Source organism: Corallococcus sp. CA041A, assembly GCF_003612075.1.
GTDB lineage: Bacteria > Myxococcota > Myxococcia > Myxococcales > Myxococcaceae > Corallococcus > Corallococcus exiguus.
Map to the genome: position 1 here is coordinate 1 of NZ_RAWF01000048.1, position 19,810 is coordinate 19,810.

General features: G+C 66.9%; 13 protein-coding genes and 2 pseudogenes. 4 read left to right on the plus strand and 11 right to left on the minus strand.

The window, feature by feature from the left end:
• Window positions 1-247 precede the first annotated feature (247 nt).
• On the plus strand, window positions 248-955 hold the full coding sequence (locus D7V77_RS44250) for a hypothetical protein (RefSeq protein WP_169820494.1): 708 nt from the start codon (window positions 248-250) through the stop codon (window positions 953-955).
• A gap of 63 nt (window positions 956-1,018) precedes the next feature.
• On the opposite strand, the pseudogene D7V77_RS44255 reads toward D7V77_RS44250, so the two are convergent.
• From D7V77_RS44255 to D7V77_RS11135, 3 genes and pseudogenes are all read right to left on the minus strand, one after another.
• Window positions 1,019-1,456, minus strand: a pseudogene (locus D7V77_RS44255) (thermonuclease family protein); the annotation flags it as partial.
• Window positions 1,453-3,147: a lamin tail domain-containing protein gene (locus D7V77_RS11130; protein WP_306770472.1), complete on the minus strand. Its 1,695-nt coding sequence runs from the start codon at window positions 3,145-3,147 to the stop codon at window positions 1,453-1,455. The pseudogene D7V77_RS44255 and the gene D7V77_RS11130, both read right to left, overlap by 4 nt.
• A gap of 12 nt (window positions 3,148-3,159) precedes the next feature.
• Window positions 3,160-5,184: a hypothetical protein gene (locus D7V77_RS11135; protein WP_172814329.1), complete on the minus strand. Its 2,025-nt coding sequence runs from the start codon at window positions 5,182-5,184 to the stop codon at window positions 3,160-3,162.
• A 192-nt stretch (window positions 5,185-5,376) separates the two neighbouring features.
• On the opposite strand from D7V77_RS11135, the gene D7V77_RS11140 reads away from it, so the two are divergent.
• Window positions 5,377-6,150, plus strand: coding sequence for an alpha/beta hydrolase (locus tag D7V77_RS11140; RefSeq protein ID WP_120576248.1), 774 nt, complete (start codon window positions 5,377-5,379; stop codon window positions 6,148-6,150).
• A 10-nt stretch (window positions 6,151-6,160) separates the two neighbouring features.
• Window positions 6,161-6,739 carry a DUF2378 family protein gene (locus D7V77_RS11145; RefSeq protein ID WP_233596808.1) on the plus strand — a complete coding sequence of 193 codons (579 nt, stop codon included), beginning with the start codon at window positions 6,161-6,163 and terminating at the stop codon, window positions 6,737-6,739.
• 3 nt (window positions 6,740-6,742) lie between these two features.
• Here D7V77_RS11145 and D7V77_RS11150 read toward each other — a convergent pair whose 3' ends face one another.
• Complete coding sequence (locus D7V77_RS11150; protein WP_120576250.1) at window positions 6,743-7,903, minus strand: acetyl-CoA carboxylase biotin carboxylase subunit family protein; 1,161 nt, start codon at window positions 7,901-7,903, stop codon at window positions 6,743-6,745.
• Between the two features lie 129 nt (window positions 7,904-8,032).
• Here D7V77_RS11150 and D7V77_RS43680 point away from each other — a divergent pair, with 129 nt between their 5' ends.
• Window positions 8,033-8,179, plus strand: coding sequence for a hypothetical protein (locus D7V77_RS43680; protein WP_158624381.1), 147 nt, complete (start codon window positions 8,033-8,035; stop codon window positions 8,177-8,179).
• Window positions 8,180-8,759: 580 nt separating this feature from the next.
• On the opposite strand, the gene D7V77_RS11160 is transcribed toward D7V77_RS43680, so the two are convergent.
• From D7V77_RS11160 to D7V77_RS11185, 7 genes and pseudogenes are all read right to left on the minus strand, one after another.
• Window positions 8,760-15,941, minus strand: coding sequence for a polymorphic toxin-type HINT domain-containing protein (locus D7V77_RS11160; RefSeq protein WP_158624382.1), 7,182 nt, complete (start codon window positions 15,939-15,941; stop codon window positions 8,760-8,762).
• A gap of 258 nt (window positions 15,942-16,199) precedes the next feature.
• Window positions 16,200-16,979 (minus strand): putative metal-binding motif-containing protein, encoded by a 780-nt coding sequence (locus D7V77_RS11165; RefSeq protein ID WP_233596809.1) that lies wholly within the window; start codon window positions 16,977-16,979, stop codon window positions 16,200-16,202.
• A gap of 90 nt (window positions 16,980-17,069) precedes the next feature.
• A pseudogene (locus tag D7V77_RS45940) lies at window positions 17,070-17,306 on the minus strand (hypothetical protein); the annotation flags it as partial.
• Between the two features lie 531 nt (window positions 17,307-17,837).
• Window positions 17,838-18,623 carry a zinc metalloprotease gene (locus tag D7V77_RS11170; protein ID WP_233596810.1) on the minus strand — a complete coding sequence of 262 codons (786 nt, stop codon included), beginning with the start codon at window positions 18,621-18,623 and terminating at the stop codon, window positions 17,838-17,840.
• Window positions 18,624-18,803: 180 nt separating this feature from the next.
• Window positions 18,804-19,133, minus strand: a complete 330-nt coding sequence (locus D7V77_RS43240) for a hypothetical protein (RefSeq protein WP_147452042.1) — start codon at window positions 19,131-19,133, stop codon at window positions 18,804-18,806.
• 19 nt (window positions 19,134-19,152) lie between these two features.
• Complete coding sequence (locus D7V77_RS11180) at window positions 19,153-19,422, minus strand: hypothetical protein (protein WP_120576256.1); 270 nt, start codon at window positions 19,420-19,422, stop codon at window positions 19,153-19,155.
• Between the two features lie 64 nt (window positions 19,423-19,486).
• The gene (locus D7V77_RS11185) at window positions 19,487-19,777 is read right to left on the minus strand and encodes a DUF3349 domain-containing protein (protein ID WP_120576257.1); all 291 of its coding nucleotides are present in this window, start codon (window positions 19,775-19,777) and stop codon (window positions 19,487-19,489) included.
• Between the last annotated feature and the right edge of the window lie 33 nt (window positions 19,778-19,810).

Consider the following 19,810-nt stretch of genomic DNA (forward strand, 5'->3'; position numbering starts at 1 on the left):
GTGGGGTGGGTTGCCCACCTCTGGGATTGAACCCGGGGACATGGCGGGCAGCCATGGGAGGCCTCCGTGAACCGCTGGGCCCCGTCAGTGACCTGGGGGAGACTGACTCCCAAGAACACGGGAGGCAGCAGGTCATGGCATTCGCGGAACGTAGGACCGGCGGGCAGGGCGCGCGCACGCTGGCGACGGGGCGGTTGCCCCCGAGGACGTGGACCCGAGTACACGTCCAGAGGGGCGAGGGCCGGTCATGAGCACGACCCAGGCGGTGGATCCACTGGAGTCGCTGGCCCGGGGCCCCGTGCGCAGCGTCTGGGAGGTGCTGGAGGCGATGAGCGTCCTCATGCGCCGCCGCAACGAGGGCCTGCCGCTGAACCTGCCGCAGGTGTCGCTGTTCCTGCGCAGCGGGCGCGAAATCACGGGGCTCGTCCGGGAGTACGGCGAGTTCCGCCAGGGCCGCGGCGTGCTGCTCATCACCTCCGGGGGCTACGGCTCGCGCGGGGAGAACCTGGACGTGACGTTCGTCCCGGACGGCGTCATCGAGGCGCTCACGCTGCACGACGCCACGGTGCTGGACACGCCCGCGAAGTCGATGCCCGAGTCCTCGCCCATGCACCTGCGCCGCCACCTGCCCGCGCTGGCCGACAAGTTGTCCACCGCCTGGGGCACGAAGGTGACGGCGGAGTTCGGCACGGCCGCGGAGCTGGAGCAGGAGGCCCACATCCAGCCCCTGGCGTGGCTCGTCGAGCGCACCGGCGAGGTGCTGGCCAAGCTGGCCACGACACCCGACGTGGGCGACGTGCTCCGGGAGCGGGTGCGCAGGGTGCGGCTGTCCGTGGGGGACGACTTCGGGGCGAGGCTCTCGGATGGCACGCTGGCCCTCACCACGTCGCGCCGCCCGGCGGCCTGGCCGCTGGAGTCGGAGCTGGCCCGGGCGGTGATGGACACCTTGCCATAGGGTGGACGCTGACGAGCGCCGTCCCCGGGGACACGGCGCCGGGCAGCGACCCCACAGGCCCCGGCGTGCGCGCCGGGCCTCCAGCTCCAACGCTTCGAACTCGCCGCGCCGGGAGGCTCCGGCCGGCGGGATGAACAAAGTGCACGCATAGCCCCGTTGCACGAGCAGCGCGTTCACGTCCTGGCCGTCCACGGACACGTAGGCGAGCCGCCGCCCGTAACGGTCCGTGCACGCCTCCGCGTCCCGCAGCCGCACCGTGCGGCCCTCCACCAGCGAGCGGTTGAACGCCGTGGCCTCCTCACCGAAGCAGTCGTCGTGCCCCTTCGTCGTCTCCGGGGTGTCGGCCAGCAGGTAGCGGATGCGCTCGCCGTCCTGGAGCACCACCGTGTCCCCGTCGATGACCTTCGTCACCACGCCCGTGCTCGGACCGCACTCCCCTTCCTCGCCACCACAGGCGGACAGGACGGTGAGCAGCATCCCTCCCAGGACAAGAGTCCTCATCGCGTGCACGTGCGGTTCTCCCGGCCCGGGGTGCCCCGGTCGCCCGTGCCGTAGGTCACGCCGGCGGGCGTGGGACAGAAGGCCCCGGCCGCGTCGTTGCCGGCGGCGTCCCTCACGCGCGCATCCAGCTGCGACGACACGCCGGCACTCGCGGCATTCGTGAAGGCCACCGAGTCCAGGACGGTGCCCTGCGCCGACAGCTTGAGGACATGGGCCCCCGCGCTGTTGCCCAGGCCGAACGCGAACGTGCCGAGCACCGAGGGCAATCCACCATTGAGTGAGGCATCGTCGCTGCGTGCGAGGACCGCGAAGCCTCCTGCCTTCATCGACAGGCACAGTGGGGACTCCAGGACGGAGCTGCCCGACTCGTTGGCGAGCGTCACTCCGTTGAGGTCCACCTCGCGCAGCGCGAGCACCTCCACCCATTCCCCCTGCGCATCCGGGACGGCGGCGGGGTCGGCCATGAACTCGTTGAGCACCAGGGAGCCCACGGTGGGAGCTCTGAGCGCACGGGTCTGCCCCGTGGTCCGGTCGATACAACCCGCCTGCGCCGTTCCCGCGTCCGCTCCCGTGCACGCACGGTTGGTCCGTCCCGGCGTGCCCAGGTTGCCCTTGTCGCCGTAGGCCTGCGTGGCCGCGCACCAGGATGCAGTGACGTCGTTGTTCTTCGCATCGGCGGTGAGCGGCGCGGACACCTGGGTGGCCACGCCGTCCTGGGCCGGGCCATACAGCGCGCTGTCGATGAGCACGCTTCCCGCACGCACGGCGACCATGCCGCCCGCGTTGCGCAGGTCCACGGAGAACGTGGCCAGCGGCTCCGGCAGGCCACCGTTCACCTCCGGCTCCCGCCTTCGCGCGAGCAGCGCGGACTCTCCGGCGGCGAGGGACAGACAGCGCTCCGACTCCAGGCGTGTGCCGGACGTGTCCGTTCCCACCGTCAGCCCATTGAGGTCCACGGGCACGGTGGCGCGGACCTCCAGCCACTCGCCCACGGTGTCGTCGCCGCGCGGGTTGGCCATCACCTCGGTGATGATCAGCTCTCCGGGTCGCGGGGACTGGATGTCCCGGGGAGCGCTCGCGCCCGGCGGCAGGCACGTCGCTCCGGAGGTCACTCCGCCATCCGGCAGCGAGGGGCACGGCGCGTTCGCGACGCCTGGACTGCCCGGCGCATCGCACCAGCCCGACAGGCCGTCATGGGTCCGGGCCAAGCCCGACTTCGCAGGCGCTTCGAGCACCACCGAGTCGAGCACGCGCGTCCCGCACCGCAGACCCAAGAGCCCCGCGCTGTTCCCCAGCGCGCCGAGCGCATCCCCATAGGTCTGATCCACATGCTCGGGCAGCGCGCCCTCACGCACGTCGCCCAGCACGACGTAGGCCCCCGCGTCCACCGGCAGGCCCGTGGTGAACGTGTAGACCCGCTCCTGTGCCGCCTCGTCGCGCGCGGTGAAGAGCGTGACGCCCAGGAGGTCCACGGTCTCCCCGGTGGGGTTGTGGAGCTCCACGTACTCCTTTCCCGTGTCCGAGCCCACGGGGTCGTTGAGGTACTCCGTGATGACCAGGTCCCCCGGCAGCAGCGCTTCACAGGCCGCTGGCTCCTCCTCCCATGTGGGCAGTCCGCACGCCCCCATCCACCCCAGCACCCATCCCAATCCCAACCGCACGCCCCATCCCCGCACTGCCCAAGCCGCCACACTCCGCTCCCTTCAGAACCGCGTCTCCACTTCCAGCGCGAACAGGTGCCGGGGCGCATCCGGCGGCGTCCGGGCACCTCTCGCGTCCTTCAAGTCCACGACCCACGCGTACCGGGCCCGTGTCGTCACGGCGTCCGCCGTCCAGCTCGCATCGAGCGTGGCCCGGAAGGCCTGCTCCAGCCGGTTGCGCGTCGACAGGTCCTCGTCCTTCCACACGGCGCGGCCGCGCAGCCTCACGGCATCGCAAGGCCGCACCTGCGCCTCCACCACCGCATGCGCGTCCTCACGCACGCCCCGGTTCACCGGATCATCCACGCGGGCATGCGCGTACTGCGCGGCTACGGACACGGCGTCGTGAAGCTCCGCCTTCACCCGGGCCGTGATGCGCAGCAGCGACCCTGAACAGGGGTCCTCGCCCGAACCGTCGAAGCAGTCCCCCGCCACGCCGACGTCCTTGTCCCGGTACTCGGTCCACAGCGACGGTTGGAACAGCGCGTGCGCCCGCCAGTCCACCCGGGCCGAAGCCCGCAGGTTCACGGTGCCGGCACTGCCCACCGCCGCGCCGTCAGCGGGCAGCGTCCACGCATCCACCTCACCTCGAAGCCGCAGCGCGCCCTCCACGCGGTGCAGGTAGCGCACGCGAGCGCCCACCTCATTTCGCGCCCGTGAGCCCTCCAGTTCGTCCGGGCCGGACATCGCGCCCGTGTAGGGATTGGCGAAGCCGCGCCCGTAGGCACGCAGCGACAGCTCCAGTTCCTTCGATGTGTCCGCCACCACCGTGCGTTGAAGCGCGCCGTAGCCACCGCCTCCGCCCGGCGCCGAATCGAACGTGCGCGCCGCTTCCACGAAGAGGTCCACCGGCCCCAGCCCCCACGCGCCATCCACGCCCACCGCGCCGAAAGCGCCGCCCGCCGGGTAGCCCGCCGTGGAGCGGAAATCGAGCGCCGCGCCCTCCACGTTCCACACGGGCCGCGCGCCCCAGGCCGTCACTCCAGCCTGCGCCCGCCGGGTCCACGCCATCGCCGCGTGGCCGCCTCCCGCCCACTCGTGGAACACACCGGGCAGCGTGCGCGACACCACGCGTCCCATGGGCGAGCCCGTCCCCTCGAGCCACACCGCTGGCGCCTTGCAGGCAGTGCCCGCACAGGACGCCCGCTCCATCAGGGCATGCGAGAGCAGCGAGCGGGACTGGTACGAACCGAAGCCCGTCACGGACACGCCCGAAGAGGTCCGCACCGTGCCCACCACGCCCCGGAAGCCTTCGTCCCACTGGAAGTCCGGCGTCACGTCCGCGGCGCGCTCCTCGGGGGTGCAGGCGCCTTCTCCCAGGAAGCACCAGCGCTCCACGTCGCCCGGCACTCGCACGGCATCGTCGGGCAGGAAGCCGTCCGGCGTGGGAAGCCCGGTGGTGTCCAACGTGAGCCGCTGACCGAAGCCCAGCCGGTACGAGCCCACCAGCACGGAAGCCCGCTCGCCCGTCCACTGACCGTGGAACTTGGGCACGGCCACCGACACACCGGGCGCCTCCGCCACCAGCGCTCGCCGGTTCGCATCCCGGTGCACCGCGCCCAGCCGGCGCCGCGTGAGGGACGTGAGCAGTCCCACGCGCCATCCTTCCGGCCCCGCCACGCGCACCTGGAGCGCCATTGGAGGAAGCACCGGATCCGACGCGGCGAACGCCGTCAGCAGCCGCGCATCCCCCGTCACCCGCTCCGGCGCGGAGGTCGTCAGGAAGGGCGCCAGCCGTCGCCGCTCCTCCTGCGTCAGCGTCCCTGAAGCCTCGACCCCATCCACGCGCGCGTACGTCAGCCCCGGCAACGCATAAAGCGAGGCGCGCGACGCATGCGCCGGATCCACTCCCGAGCGCCGCAGCACCAGCAGCGCGGACAGCGTCTCCGCCGTGATGGCGCCATCCTCCCTCAACGCGAACAGCGCCTGCTCTCCCGTGTCCTCGGGGTCTACCTCATAGGTCGCGCCGAGCACCGTGAAGGGAAGACCCAGCAGGAACAGCCACACGCAGACGAGGACGGAACGCACGCGGCGGGCCCTCTGCACGAGCGGGACCACCCTTCCCTACAGCGAAGGCTCTACGCGCGGTCCATCCCTTCCTCGGACCCGCCGTCCAGGCCAGGGACGGCGGTCCACGCTTGCCGCGTCGCGTGGGGCGGTGCGGCTATGCTGCGGTGACATCCTCGCGAGGCCGGTCCCGTCCGGCCCCAGAAACAGCGCATGGGCTACGTCCACATCCTTCGCCACTTCCCCTCTCCCCAGGAGGGCTTCAACCGCACCGTCCGCATCTACACGCCGGACGCCTACGACTCCTGGCAGGACCACCGCTTCCCGGTGCTCTACATGCACGACGGGCAGAACGTCTTCGCGCATCCGGAGTCCGCCGTCTTCGACACGTGGTGCGCCAACCGCGTCGCGGAGGAGAGCGTCCAGGCGGGGCGGATGGAGCCGTGGATCATCGTCGCGGTGGACTCGGGCCCCGGCCGCTTCCAGGAGTACTCGCCGTGGGACGAGCCGCGCAACGGCGTGTCCGCGCGAGGCGAGGCCTACGGGCGCTTCCTCGTGGAGGAGCTCAAGCCGTACATCGACCGGACGTACCGCACGCGTCAGGGCAGCCAGTGGACCGGCGCGATGGGCTCGTCGCTGGGAGGGCTCATCTCCCTGTACCTGGGATGGAAGTTCCCGCGGGTGTTCGGGCGCATCGGCGCGCTGTCGCCCACGGTGATGTGGAGCCAGGGCCGCCTGTTCGACGCGTGGCGCGAGCACAGCCAGCGCTGGACGCGCATCTACCTGGACGCGGGCGCCACGGAGTCCATCCACGCGGGCGGCATCCCCCTGGACTACGGCCGGGGCACGCGCGACTTCTTCCACCACCTCAAGGGCCTGGGCTACGGAGACCACGAGGTGTCGCTGGTGCTGGAGCCCGGCGGCGAGCACCACGAGAAGGACTGGCAGCGCCGGCTGCCGGGCGCCATGCAGTGGCTGCTCGGGTGAGTCCTCTTCCGTGACACGACGGCCCCGCTCGGTGCCGCCCGAACAGCGGCAGGTCTATGTGCAGGTCGTGGAGGGCCTCCTCCAGCACGGCCTGAGAGGCCAGGTGTCCCCCCGCCTGCGTGAACGGCTGCGCCAGGCGGGCGTGGACCTGGACCGGCCGCTGTTGCCGCTCTACCCCGTGCCGCTCTGGGCGAGGTGCCTGGAGATCGTCGTCGAAGAGGTGTACCCGGGCCTGCCGCAAGCGGAGGGCTTCGCCCGGCTCGCCCGGGCACACGTGGAAGGCTACGGGGCCACGCTGCTGGGGCGCGCGGTGATGAGCGTGATGCGCGTGCTGGGCCCCCGGCGCATGGTGCAGCGGCTGCCGGAGGTGCTGCGCGGCACGGACAACTACACGGAGGTGACGCTCGTGGAGCGCGGCCCCGCGCACTTCGAGCTGCACTTCAACTCGAGCCTCAAGGGGCCCGGCTACGTGGAGGCCCTCTTCGAGGCCCTGCTGACCGCGGGCGGCGCGAAGGCGCCTCTCGCGACGAAGCTGTACGACGACGGCGAGCGCACCGAGTACTCGCTCACCTGGACGCAGGAGCCCTGAAGCTCACGTCGCCTGGATGAAGCGCACCGCGTCCTGCATGGATTCCGTGTCCGTGTGGCGCGTGAGGTACATCTCTTCACCCAGCAGCGAGTGGTAGATGGGCGGCAGCTCACGGTGCACGAGCAGCGACTTGCCCAGCCGTTCGACAATCTGCGCGTGGGAGTGCTTGTAGCGGCGGCCGTGACGGCGGGCGCTATGGCAGACGTGGTGGCGCGGCGTGTACTGGAAGTCCGCCACCGGGTCGCCCGTCACCACGCGGGCATAGAGCCGGTACACGTCGATGTCGCACGTGTAGTTCATCATGTCCGTCATGAAGCCGCCGGGCGGGCGCAGGTTGGCCTCCAGCACGACGAAGCGGCCGTCTGGCAGGCGGAAGAACTCCAGGTGGAACCAGCGCTCGCGCAGGCCGAACGCGGCGACGACCTGGCGGCCCAGCACGTCGAGCGCGGCGGGGATGTGCTGAAGGCTCCAGAAGGAGATGTCGCGCCGTTCGGTGACGGTCTCCATGCCGCCGTCGCTGTATTCGTGGCTGAGGTTGAAGACGATGACGCCGTGGCGGTCCACGATGCCGTCGTAGGTGACGATGGTGCCGCGCACGAAGGGCTGCGCGACATAGGACGTGGGCAGCGGGTGCGCGAGCGCGGCGTCCACCTCCGCGTCACTGGCGACCTTGAACGTGTGGGCGGCGCCCACGCCCACGTCGGGCTTGAGCACGAGCGGATAGCCCACGCGGGCGGCGAACTCCTTCACCTGGTCCGCGTCGCGCACGCGCAGCAGGTCCGGGTGGGGGACGCCGGAGGCGTGGAAGACCTCGGCCATGCCGGACTTGGAGCGCAGCTTGAGGATGTCCGAGGGCTGGAGGCCGGGGACGTGGAAGTCCTCGCGCAGGCGGGCTTCGAGTTCGAGCCAGGACTCGTTGAGGGACTCGATGCGGTCCATGCGGCCGTGGCGCCAGGTGAGGTAGCCGGTGGCGCGCAGGAGGGCGTCGTAGTCGGTGAGGCTGGGGACGAAGAAGTATTCGCGAAGGGACTCGCGAAGCTCCTGGCGCAGGGACTCGTAGGGGGTGTCGCCAATGCCCAGCACGGTCACGCCACGCTCGCGCAGCGCGGTGGCGAAGTGGAAGTACTGGGAGGGGAAGTGGGGGGAGATGAAGACGAAGTTCATGGCTCCTGGCGGGCGAGTCCTCCGCTGGGGTGGACCATAGCGGTCCCACCCGCGCCCTAGAAGCCCGCTGGGGAACAGTGTCCACCAGCGGCACTCGCACGGAGGGCTTGCGCCAGGAACACTCGCAGCATGGCGGAGGATTCCAAGGCGTTCACACAGGCGCGCGAGGCGATGGGAAGGCACACCATCCCAGAACTCATCGACCTGCTGGAGAGCGAGGACGTCCGCACGCGGTTCCTGGCGGAGATGTGCCTGAGGGACGCGACCTCCACCTGACTCCACTTCCAGCCCGCGGGTCCGCGGGCCGAAAGGGAGGCAGCGGTGAAGGAGTGGCGCGACTGGTGGGCCGCGCGGAGGGACACGTTCAAGAAGCGCTGGGGTGAATGGAGTGGATAGGTTCGGCCTATAGGGACGGTCCGCTCATGCTCGAACGGTGCCTGTAGTAGGCAGTGAGCAGGCCCAAGCGGGAGGTGGACATACAGACTTCAGCATAGCTACGGACTGCCGACCCGCTGGCAAACCGCAGCAACTACCGGCACACCAACCGTACAAACATGTCTCCCATCTTGGACCTGAGCGCCCCCTCGGACTGGGACTTGCATCTAGCTGCCAGGCCCATCCAATAGCCCCTGAGGAAGCAAGCCAGGGAACTCGACTTCGAAGGCCCGAACATCCTTGACGAGCTGCCGGACAGACTCGTCGCGCAGCTGCCCTTGGTATTGCCGGGTGTCTGCACATCGGGAAAGCAACCACTCAATGTCCAAGACCGGGACGCTTGGCCTTCCCAAAAGCTCTTGAAGAGCTCCGGCCAAGTCGCGAGCCCATTTGTCCTTCTCACTGCCCGCCATCTCGCCTCCTACCTGTGAGTATCCTTAACCGTCCACTTAAGCCTGCCGGCCTCTTCCTTGTACAAGAAACGAAGAGGATTGTTTCGCCCAGCGATGTCCAATGAAGTCCAACCTTTCAAGTTCGAAGTCAGCTCATGAGGAGTCCGGGCCGCCAGACGCGCTGCAGCCGCCGCATCACCAGCGCGGGACGCCATCAGATCGGATATGATATCAAAAATCTGGGGATGAAGCTCCTTGGGAACGCCTGCAAATGGGTGAGGAGTAGTGCCTGTCTGGGGCGGCCTCAAGCCTGGAACGATCTCATGCGGAAGTAGGTAGTCCGCATTGTGGACCCACGCACCAAGTCCACCCACAAAATATGTGTGATATCCCTCTACCCTGAAGTTGTATACCTCAGCGCTCACAAAGCGCCACGCAACACGGTGAACGCGGAGCAGCCCTCCATGGGCACTTGGAATCAGCTGTCCCGGGGAGAGATGGCTTGCCGCCACCCAGCCTTTCCCCTCAACCCAGAATGGATGATCCGCGGTGACGCCATAGAGTTCTGTCGTCCCATTTTCTGCTTGAAGCTCCAGGTCGAGCACTGACTGGCTCGTGCGCACAAAGGTGCGCTCGACCTCTCGCCAGCCGAACTCCCCGGACACATCACTCCGCGACCAGACGAAATCTCCAGGCTGGACCTCTTCGATGGGCTTGAGCCCATCCTGCGTCCAGATAAGTGTTCCGGCGACAAAGCATTCTCCGCTCCGAATACCGCACGGACCGACGCACCCCTTTGCGGCGCTAGGGCCGAACATGCCTTTCGCCGCTTTTAGCCCCTGACCGGCACTGCGCGACAGAGCGGAGGCACCACTAGCAATACCTTCACCCGCCGCATAAATCGCGGCGCCAGACATTGCGACATAGAAGGCAGACTTGCCAACCCCCATTGCGCAGCCAATTGCACCGGGAGCATTGCATGCTGTCCATGTTGACTTGACGCTCTCGCCTGCAGTCACGAACGGAATGAATTCGTTGACGGCATAACTGACCGCCGCGAACTTGCTGACGGGCGCGTAGTGGTCGTAAGCCTGCGAGGCCTTGAGCATGGTGTCGACCTGCCCCCTGAGACCGCTCATGCCGGAGCAGGCAATGAACAGATTGCAGGCAAAGCTGTCCGAGCCGGGGAGGGTCACCGCCTTGGAGACTGTCGTCAGCACGGACGTCGCACTGGAACGGTAGGGCGCGGAGCTCTGGCCCACGTCATTCGTGTAGTGCCCCGCTGGCGCCACCTTCGCATCGTCCAGGGCCTCCACACTGGGCACCCTGAAGTCCACGCTGGGCAGGAAGAGCGTGGCCCCCGGAGCGAGCATGTAGCGATCCACCAGGCTCATCGCCGGGCTCTGCATCGGCGTGGAACCGCCCAAGTCCCCATCCCACCGACTCACCAGCGTTCCACCGTAGGGGATGAAGCCGCTTGGGTCGGTGTAGCGGGTCGGGTTGTTCAGGACGTAGGAGTACGCGTTGTACGCCTGGACCGAGCCCGGATCCACGACGACCGGATCCACGCTGAGGAACTTCATCAGTCGCGGGTCGTAGATGCGCCCGCGCATGTTGATGAGCCCCAGCTCGTCGTCGTGCTCATGCCCCGTGTAACCCTTCCGTGCGCCCGAATGGAAGGCATTGGGAGCCTGCGCCAGGTTGCTGACGTTGCGACGTGCGCCGAACGGGTCGTACTTGATGCGCTCCACCACTGCGCCTGATGCGTCGGTGACCGTGTCCGGGCTGCCCTGACGGTCGTTGAGGAAGTAGCGCACGTTCTCCGTGCTCGCCCCCTCATCCCAGGACAGCTCTCCAATGACGCCCTCGGGGCTGGGGATGCTGAGGACGTGCGTCGTCGTCAGCCCCTGCGTGCGGCGCTGGTAGAGGCCCCCCACATAGAGCACGTCCTCCTGAGCGCTCTTCTTCCGAACACGAGCTCCAGACGCGTCGTAGCCGAAGGCCACCGTGTCGCCCGCGGTGGTGATGCTCTTCGGCAAGTCAAACGAGGTGTAGTCGACCGACCGGACGAGAGCACCCGTCGCATCCCGAGACGCGAGCTGGTTTCCCCGGTGGTCATATTCATAGGTGAACGAGTCACTCCCGAGCTGCGCCTGCTTGACGGCGTGAGGCCCGCCGCTCGTGCCCCCGTTGTAATTCAGCAGGGCGGACGGCTCCCAGCCCATGACCGGCGAACGGCTGAGCAGGTTGCCAAGGCCGTCGTACTGGAACTGGCTCTCGAAACGCTGGCAGTTCTGCTGCACCCGCCACCACTCCAGCCGGTCGAGCACGTCGTAGGAGAACTTCTCCGTCACCCCTACCATCAGGTCATGTCGCGCGGCCAGGTTGTCATTGGCCGTGTACTCATAGGCGAGCCGCTGGACATTGGCGCCATTGCGCTTCGCCTCCAGGAAACGCAGACGCCCCCGGCTGTCGTAGCGAGACTCCCGTTCGACGCCGTTCCCGTACCGCGTCTTCTTCAGACGTCCAACGCTGTCCCGCGCAAGCGCTGACCAGTAGGTCGTGAAGGCGCCCGTCCGATAGATGCTCGAGAGCGCACCGCGCGCGTTGTAGGCGTAGCTGATGGACACCGGCTGCCCGTTAAGCATGACGGGATAGGTGAGCCGGCTCAGCCGGCCGAAGTCATCGAACTGTCGGCTCACCACCAGCGAGTTACCCGCTACGTCTTGCAGGGTGTCCGTCTCGCGGCCGAACTCGTCGTAGATGTGATGCGTGGTGACGAGCTCGGGCGGCCCACCCAGAACCGTGCGGGTCGCCTTCGTCAGGCGCCGCATCGCGCCCATCCCCAGGTCGTACTCGTACGCCAGTTCCTCCTGGTTGTTCTTCGCGCTCAGGACGCGCCCCAGCCGGTCCCGCTCGTACGTGGTGGCAAGCAGCCCCGCCATGCCGTCCAGGCCGTCCGCTTCACGCTTCACCTCACCGAAGGCGTTGTACCGGTAGGTGCGCGTCCCGGCCCCTGGATCCACCGACCGCTCCAGCCGTCCCTGGGCGTCGTAGATGTTCAGGCTGCGGTTGCCTTGAGGATCGTCCGTGGTCTCCAACCGGCCAAAGGGGCCATAGCCATACGCCATGGTCGCTTCCTTGGCCGTCTCCACGGCCTCGGTCGCCGTCACCATCAGGCCCCGGAAGTCGAAGACACTCTTCTTCTCCAACCCCAGCGCATCCGTCACGGACGTCTGGGTGGAGTAGGCGGTCGGAACCGTGTAGGCGAGGCGCTCGACGAGCGTCCCCGTCGGGGAGGAGATGCCGTCTCCCATGCGGCGCACGGTTAGACGATTCAGGGCGTCGTACTCGTAGGACTCCCAGGTCGGGCTCTCGGTGCTGGTCCGCGGAGCCTCCAGCTTCTCAACGCGTCCGTGCGCATCGTATTTGACGCTGGAAACAACCGTCTCACCGTCAAACCGTGGCCCCTGACTCGAAACCGGCCGGCCCATCGCGTCGAACCGGGTGATGGTTTCAGTCAGGGTCCCCACACCCGTGGCCACCTGCGTGCGCTGCTGCAACAGGGCCCCGTTGCGCTCGTAGAACGTCCGGACGACGGACTGGTCACCTGGCGCGACAGAAGGCCCACGGTAGAGCGAAGTGACCACGCGCGGACGGCCGAAGCCGTCGTACTGGAAGCGCGTGTGCACACCGTTGGGATCCGCGGCCTGCGCGAGCACGCCCAGCCCCAGATGGTACAAGTACTTCCAGGTCGCCCCTTCCGCATCAGTGGAGGAGATCACCTGCGTCTGGTCGACGTCGTCATACGTGACCGACTCGGAGCGTTTGACGCCGCCCCCCTCACGGTCGACGCTGCGGACCAGTCCGCGCGAATCCCGCAGGAAGGTCGTCTTGAGATAGGATTCGGAGGTCTCCGGCGGCAGGCTGCCCTCGCCGCTGCGCGAAGGCTCCAGTTCCACGATCTCAACCTGCCCACGGCCGTCGAACGTGAACGTCTGCGTCCGCACGTTGGCCGCATCCGCTCCGCCCACGCAGCCGACCGCTGGCGACCTGGAGCAAGACGTCCAGGAGCTGGCCACGGACCAGGTGCCCTGGGGCCTCCACATCTCCGGGTCGAAACCGAGGGCGCCCACGGTGGTGACCTGCTCCACCTGCTCGGTCTTGTTGGCGCCATGGACAAGCTGGGTGCTCTTGACGGGCGTGCCGTACGCATCAAGCTCCGTGAGGGTCTCCGTTTCAGAAACCACCGTGACGGTGCCGCCCTTGATCTCCTTCACCGTCTCCACGAGCCGGCTGGCGTACTGCCGGTAGGTCGGTGCATACGTCGCCGGACTCCGGCTGTAGGTCCACGTCCGCTGCGTCTGCTGCTTCGCGCCCCCATTCAGGGGCACCTCGACGGTCTCCTCGCGCGGAAGATGCGCCAGGGGAGCCGCCGCCCTCCTGGGGTAGACAATGTTCGAGTTGTACTGGTGGCCGACCGGCTCTCCCTCCAAGGAAGTGTTCTCATAGACCGTCGTCGTCCGAGCCCCGGTCAGCTCATCCACGACGACCCGCGAGCCAAAGCCAAGCCACCCCAGCCCCTGTGTATCGGAGCGCCCGTCCCGATAGAGATAGCGCCAGCTCCGCTGCTGCTGTTCATTGGAATTGAGCGACATCCGCGAAACCACGCGCATCGACTCGGGCGCCAATCGCAGCCAGGGCCTGAAGGGGGCATTCAGCACCTCCGTCGTGTAGAACGGCTCGCTGGGCGCGACGTTGCCGTGGGGATTCGATTGAGAGAGCGGAGCGTATTCGAACGAATAGTTCAGGCCCGAATAAAACTGATAATTCATGACCTGGGTGTTGCCGTGCACCCGCTTGAGCACATCAATGGCCTTGGTGCGCCGCGCGACCTTCAGCGAGTTCCCCTGGCGCCAGGTGAAATCGAGCAACCCATCGTTGTTGACGTCAATGACCTGGGCCCATTCCGCATTGTCGCCACTGGGGACCACCGCCGGAGACACCAGGGTGCCGAAGTTTCCTTGAGTCCCTGCGAGCAGGAACTGAACCAACTCCCCATTCTTGAAGATGGCGAAATCTACCCGTCCATCGCCGTCGAAGTCCCCGTGCTCCGTCTTGGCCCCAATCAGGCGGCTGGCAATGTCCCCAGGCAGTGCAAGCTCACGGGACTCGGTGAATCCCGCCCCGGTGTTGAGCTGCACCGTGAGCCGAGGAGCCGTATCGGAAGAACTCCTCAAGCCCAGCATCACCGCATCCGCGAGCCCATCGCCATTGACATCCACGAAGTCGAAGGTCGAGGCATAAACGTCGGGCACCAGCGGGGGAATCGCTGGAGGCTTGCGGATGGTGGTCTTGAACGCGTCCATCGTTGGAGACACACTGGTCCCGCGATCGTGATAGGCGAGCCCCTCCAGGAAGGTGTTCCCATTGGGGCCCACTCCCAACAGGCGCATCTTCCCGCTCCCATCCAGGTCCACTGCACGCAGGCCGAACCGAGACGGCTGGAAGAAGCCAGTGGGGGATTCCTTGGGCTCCTTGCCGGACGCCGACTTGACGACCACGCGGCGCTTGGCCGGGACCATTGAATCGGCATCCCCCGTCAGATCGATTTCGTGTTGTCCCATCCACACGCGATCGTTGCGACCGTCACCATCGACATCAAGCCAGTACTGGAAGTTCGGCTCGGAGCCAACGGCCAGGAATTCATCCGATCCCATGCGGCTGTGGCCATACATAGGTGCAAAAAAGAGAGAACTCTTTGGCACGCCCCACTTACACGACAGCGACGTGACCGTGGAACGGCCCGTGCCATCCCAATCCGCCACCAATGGAAAGAGATTGCGCTGAGCACGGTTTCCGCAGTAGTCCCCAGGGTCATTGTCTCCGAAAATGGCATCCCAGATGTCGTCGGCCCAGTTCGTCGCCGCGATGTTGAAATAGGGGTACCAGAGAGCTCTGCCCGTGACGTTGGAGACCGTCAGCGTGGGTGATGCGGCGTCCGGGAACTGCAGCAGGCGCATCGTGTCCTCCCAGATCTGCGCCGTGAAGCCCGTCGTCGTGCCGACCCTGTCGGTCATCTCAAGGTCTTCCTCAGACATCTTCTGGGACTTCACAAAGTACGCGAGACCCTGGCGGCCCGCGCCCAGCCCGAAAGCATGCACGCCCACACCCTGGGCCGCGTCGCTGACGTTCTGAGCCGGCGGGTACTCAAATTCCCAAGAGCCCTGCTCCCAGTCGAAGCGCACTGGCGCCTTGCACACGTTCTTCCCGTCGCACTCTCGAAGCTCCGTCAGCAGGCTCCGGTTGCTCGTCTCGCTCGGGTGGTAGGTCAGACTGTAGGAGCGCAGCACCACGGTGGGCGGAGAACCCGAACCGGTGGCGATTCCGGGCCCCTTCATGTCGATGCCCGTGAGACGGAAATCTCGGCCGACCTTCACGCCCGCCAGGTATCCCTTGAAGACATCCGTCCTCGGTCCGTAGTGGAACTTGACCTCACGCGTGCCTGGCTCGAGCGTTCCGGAGTCATTGTGAAGCTGCGTGTAGACAATCCGGTCAGGCCGATGCCAGGCCCCAGGCTCGGCGCCCACAGGCGCTTGGTCGTAGAACACATCCATCCGGTTTCCGGGATGGTCTTCCACGGCCGCGAGCGCCCATGCGAGCTTGACCGTCTTACTCTCCGTCACCTGGATGGTGCCGTCCGGTCCCTCGCCCAGTTTCTCGTAGAGGCCCTGGATGAGGGCGTCTTCACGCGACAGCGTCTTCCCGTAGGTCCGGATGAGGCCGTCACGTCCCCGGACCTCGAAGGTCGTCGGATCCTGGGGATCCGATTCAGCGGGGATGCGAATGGAGGCGTAGCTGTCATGCTCGGTCTTGAAGGAGCGCGGATCGTTCTCGGACGGAACGAGCCGGACGCCGTCCAGGCAATACGTCCGGGTGTAGCGGTCCCTCACGGGCAACGCCATGTCCGGAGAGAAGTCGATGGCGATGGTCTTCTCGTCTCGCGCGAAGGAGTTGGGGCACAGGCTGATCTGCGACAGCCCGGACAGGTTGAAGCCAGGGCCCAGGAGCCCGTCGCTTCCCTGGCTGTCATAGACGATGGAAAGCGAAGGCTGGATGCCCGCGCGTCCCGCCGGAACCCAGAGGGGCACCGTCACGGAAGCGGAGCCATTCTGCGTCACATCCGCCACGAAGGGGGTGATGCCCGGCACGTCCCCTCCGGAGGTTCCTGTGTCGAGGATGGTGTCCGGCCCCAGCTCGAAGGGGATGCTCGCCGACACGACTCGCGAGCGTGCCCTGGACAGGCCGTCAGTGCCATCCGAGGAGGTTGGCTCGGGAAGGCAGCCCCCGAGGAGCTGTGCACCGTAAAAGAACAACGTGAGTCTGGCCGCGAACCGCTTGCGGCGCTCTGGAGGTCGTGAGGAGTGGCTCATAGGGAAATACCGGTGCTGGAATGGAATGAGGGATTGCTATTGGCAGACGGACTGTTCGCAGACGCTGGACTCGTCCACATCACCGGAGCAGTTGTTGTCGATGCCGTCACAGAGTTCAGCGGCCCCTGGTTTCATGTCGCTCCGCGTGTCGTCACAATCCCCTGAGACCCTTGAGGTGTTCGGAGGCTGTCGACACGCCAGTTCTGCCCCCCAGCTGGCGCCGACGCCGTCATGGTCCCGGTCGGGATAGAAGGTGATCCAATCCGCTTCGTCACTCGCGTCGTCCGCGGAGCCGTTGCAGTCATCGTCCAGGCCATTGGCGCATAGCTCCTTGGACGGAGTGCCCGGGGTGCACCGACCGTAGTTGCCCCACTCACAGACCACCTTGGGCGGCTTGCCGTCCTGGCCCTCCACGGTCTCGCACAGTTCGCCGCAGGCCGGCGCCGAGCGCATGCAGCCCCCCTGGCCACAGGTGATGGGCGGGACGTCATCCACCTTCCCATTGCAATCGTTGTCCTCGCGATCGCATACCTCTGGGCTGGGGGTGCCCGGGGTGCAGGTCCGCTCCACGCCGTTGACGCACGCCTGGACGGATGCAGCGCAAGCGCCCACGCCGCACTGCTTGATGGCGCCCGGCTTGACGGCCGCATTGCTGTCATTGCAGTCGGTTGCGTTCGTCACGTAACCGGCGGGACGCCCACAAATGTCGATCCAGTTGTTCGGCGCCCCATAGCCGTCCCCGTCCGCGTCCCGGTAGAACCTGGCGACCTGCCAGACGGACGCATTGGAGTCGTTGCAGTCTAGGTTGTTGGTCACCCAGCCGAGGCCAAGGGGGCACCCCTGAATGCTAGCGCCCGCGCCATAGCCATCCCCATCCGCGTCCCGGTAGAGAGTGCGCAGCAATCCCTCGTCGATCTTTCCATCGCAGTCATTATCGACGCCGTCACAAACCTCCGGCTCACACTCCGGCGGCGGCGGACAGTCCGGGCAACCGCTGACCTCCTCCGGAGGTGGCTCCGAGGGATTGGCGGCAAAGACAACCGAGGAAACGAGGGTCGCTGTCAGGAACAGGAGGGTGGACAGCAAAGCCCCATATAAGCCAAGGCTCCGCCCACTCACGCGGATGCATGATTTTCGTGTCATTGATTTTCTTTCGCTCTTGAACGGAACGGAGGCCGCGCGGCGTGCGCTTGGGGCAGGCAGGGCTCAACCGGTTCTCAATGGGGATTGCTACAAGGAGCCCCTCCCGGCGCCTCTAGGAACACGGAAGGTTGTCAGCAAGACACAGGCCAATGCCGCGGCCCGCCTTGTCCCAAGCGCCGAGCGGATCCCACCGTCGAGATTCGGGTTGCCCCATCCCGCTTCATGGACGCCCCCAGTCCGGGCTCCGAAGGTCCAGCTACGGGACGGAGCCCTTCACCGATCTGCGTGCAGCCAGGGGCGTAACGGACCCACAGAGTCATGACGCCTGCGGGCAGGGTGAAGTCGAGCATGGAGCCCAGGGATGCGCGCAGTGCGTCCACATGCGCATCGGCGGGCGCGACTGGTGGACCGCGCGCCGGGACACGTTCAAGAGGCGCTGGGGTGACCGGAGCGGCGGCTGACGGCCGAGCGGGCAGTCTTGCCGCGACAGCCGTGAGGGAGGCGCGCCCAAGCGCCTCCTTCGGCTCGGGGCTACTGCGCCAGGTCCGGGCGGTAGGTGGCCAGGGTGCAGCGCATGCGCTGGACCTGCTCCGCGCTGAAGCCCGTCATGCAGGCGTCGTCCGTCAGCTCCATGTAGTTCTGGATGGGGACCGGCACGCCGCCGCAGCTGGTGATTCCCGCGGTGCACCCCTTGTGGGAGGTGGCGTTGGGCGGGGTGTCGCAGATGCGGTCTCCGGTGGTGTAGCAGTCCGGCGCGGTGGCCGTGCCGCATCCCGAGTAGTACGTGTGGAACAGGCCCAGGTAGTGGCCCACCTCGTGCGTGACGGTCCGCCCGTTGTGGTACGGCACGACGGGCCCCACCCGTCCGAAGGCCAGCCAGTTGATGACCACGCGGTCCTGCGGCTGACCAACCGCCCCCGTGGGCTCCGCGGGGAGGAAGGGCACGTACCCTCGCGAGCCGCCGGCGCTGTTGGTGTAGATGTTCACGTAGCGCGTTGGATCCCACGCGGTGCTGAGCCAGTAGCTGCCCGTGTCCTGGTACCAGGTCGTGTTGCAATAGCGCTGGATGCCCGTGGTCGGGTTGCCCGAGGGGTCCACGGTGGCAAGGAAGAACTCAATCTTGCTATCCACCCCACTGCCCCCCGGAGTGCCAGTCAGCGCGCGGAAGTCCTCATTGAGGACCGCGATCTGACTGTGGACCAGCGCATCCGACACATTGCCATTCACGCACGCAGTGTCCGCGACGACATGGACCACCACCGGGATGCGTCGCACCGCCACGGGCAGCCACAGAGGGCCGGGGACGGTCGAGTCCATGGAGCAATCGGAGGCGGAGGGAGAGAACTTCGCCACAAAGGAAGGCGCAGGCTCCGGGGCGGCACAGCTGTTGGGGGCGGCGCCGGACAGGAGCGCCAGAGCATGACCAACCATCATGGAAAGAATTGTCATTTGAACCCAGGATACCTTGGGCTCACGCGCCAATCGTAAGGGGCGTCCTCACTCAGGCTGAATCCGCACAATCTCCAGGACTCGAGCAGAACCGATGACTCGAGCCCCGGCATGCATCGGAATCTCCATCCCCTGAGCCACGTGCAGCCAAGGCTCGGACAGAAGCGGCTCGATGACGGCCTCCTTCTCCTGTCCCGGCACGAGAGGTCCGGCGTCATCCAATGTGACGAAGCCGCCGTCCAATGCCATCTGGCCATCGTCGGCGCGGCTTCCAACGTTCCAATTGGGCCTGAACTCTTTTCCCATGGGGCCATGGGAGCCGCCCTCTTCAGGCGTCAAGAGTCTGACCACTGCACGGATGAGCAAACGCTGTCGCATGGCACTCTCCTGGACGACGCTAGCGAACTTCGAAGACCGCACCTTCCACAGCATCGGGCGGCTCCGCTCCGCTTAACTCGATTTGAAGCGTGACCGTTCCGTCCATCCGTGAGCGTCCACCCTCAAGCGCGACGGAGCGCACCACCATCTCCACAGGCATGCCAGAGACCATCGCGTAGGCACGCGCGCCAGGCACCACTACTCCAGACAAGATGTCCACCGCCGCAATCGTCACCCCCAGGGTGGTCAGCCGATGGACATGAAGTACTCGGAACATGGCGGTCGTCATGGCTGCTCCTGGAGGCCACTCAGTCGGGAGGTCGTGTCCCGTATCTTTGCGGAAGCCCCCTGAATCATTCTTCCTTGATCCACTCCTCAAGACCTGCGGCGACAAGCCGAGCCTGAACAGCAGCCACTGCGTCTGGACTCGCGGGTTGGGAGCCGCCGCCTACGCCATAGATGTCATTCAGGACGAGCGGATAGTCCTGCCCCACAAAGTGGCCGACAACCCTCGCAAGAGCCCTGTCCGACATATGTGGGTACAGCACAGTCAGCAGGGGCAGGTAGTCCGCCTCCGTCACACCGTCAGGGAAGGCTCTCCTGATCAGGGCTGCAGTGCGCTCAAGACTGGGATGAAGGTCCATATGGCGTTCCACTCAAAGGGACAGCGGTGGAGG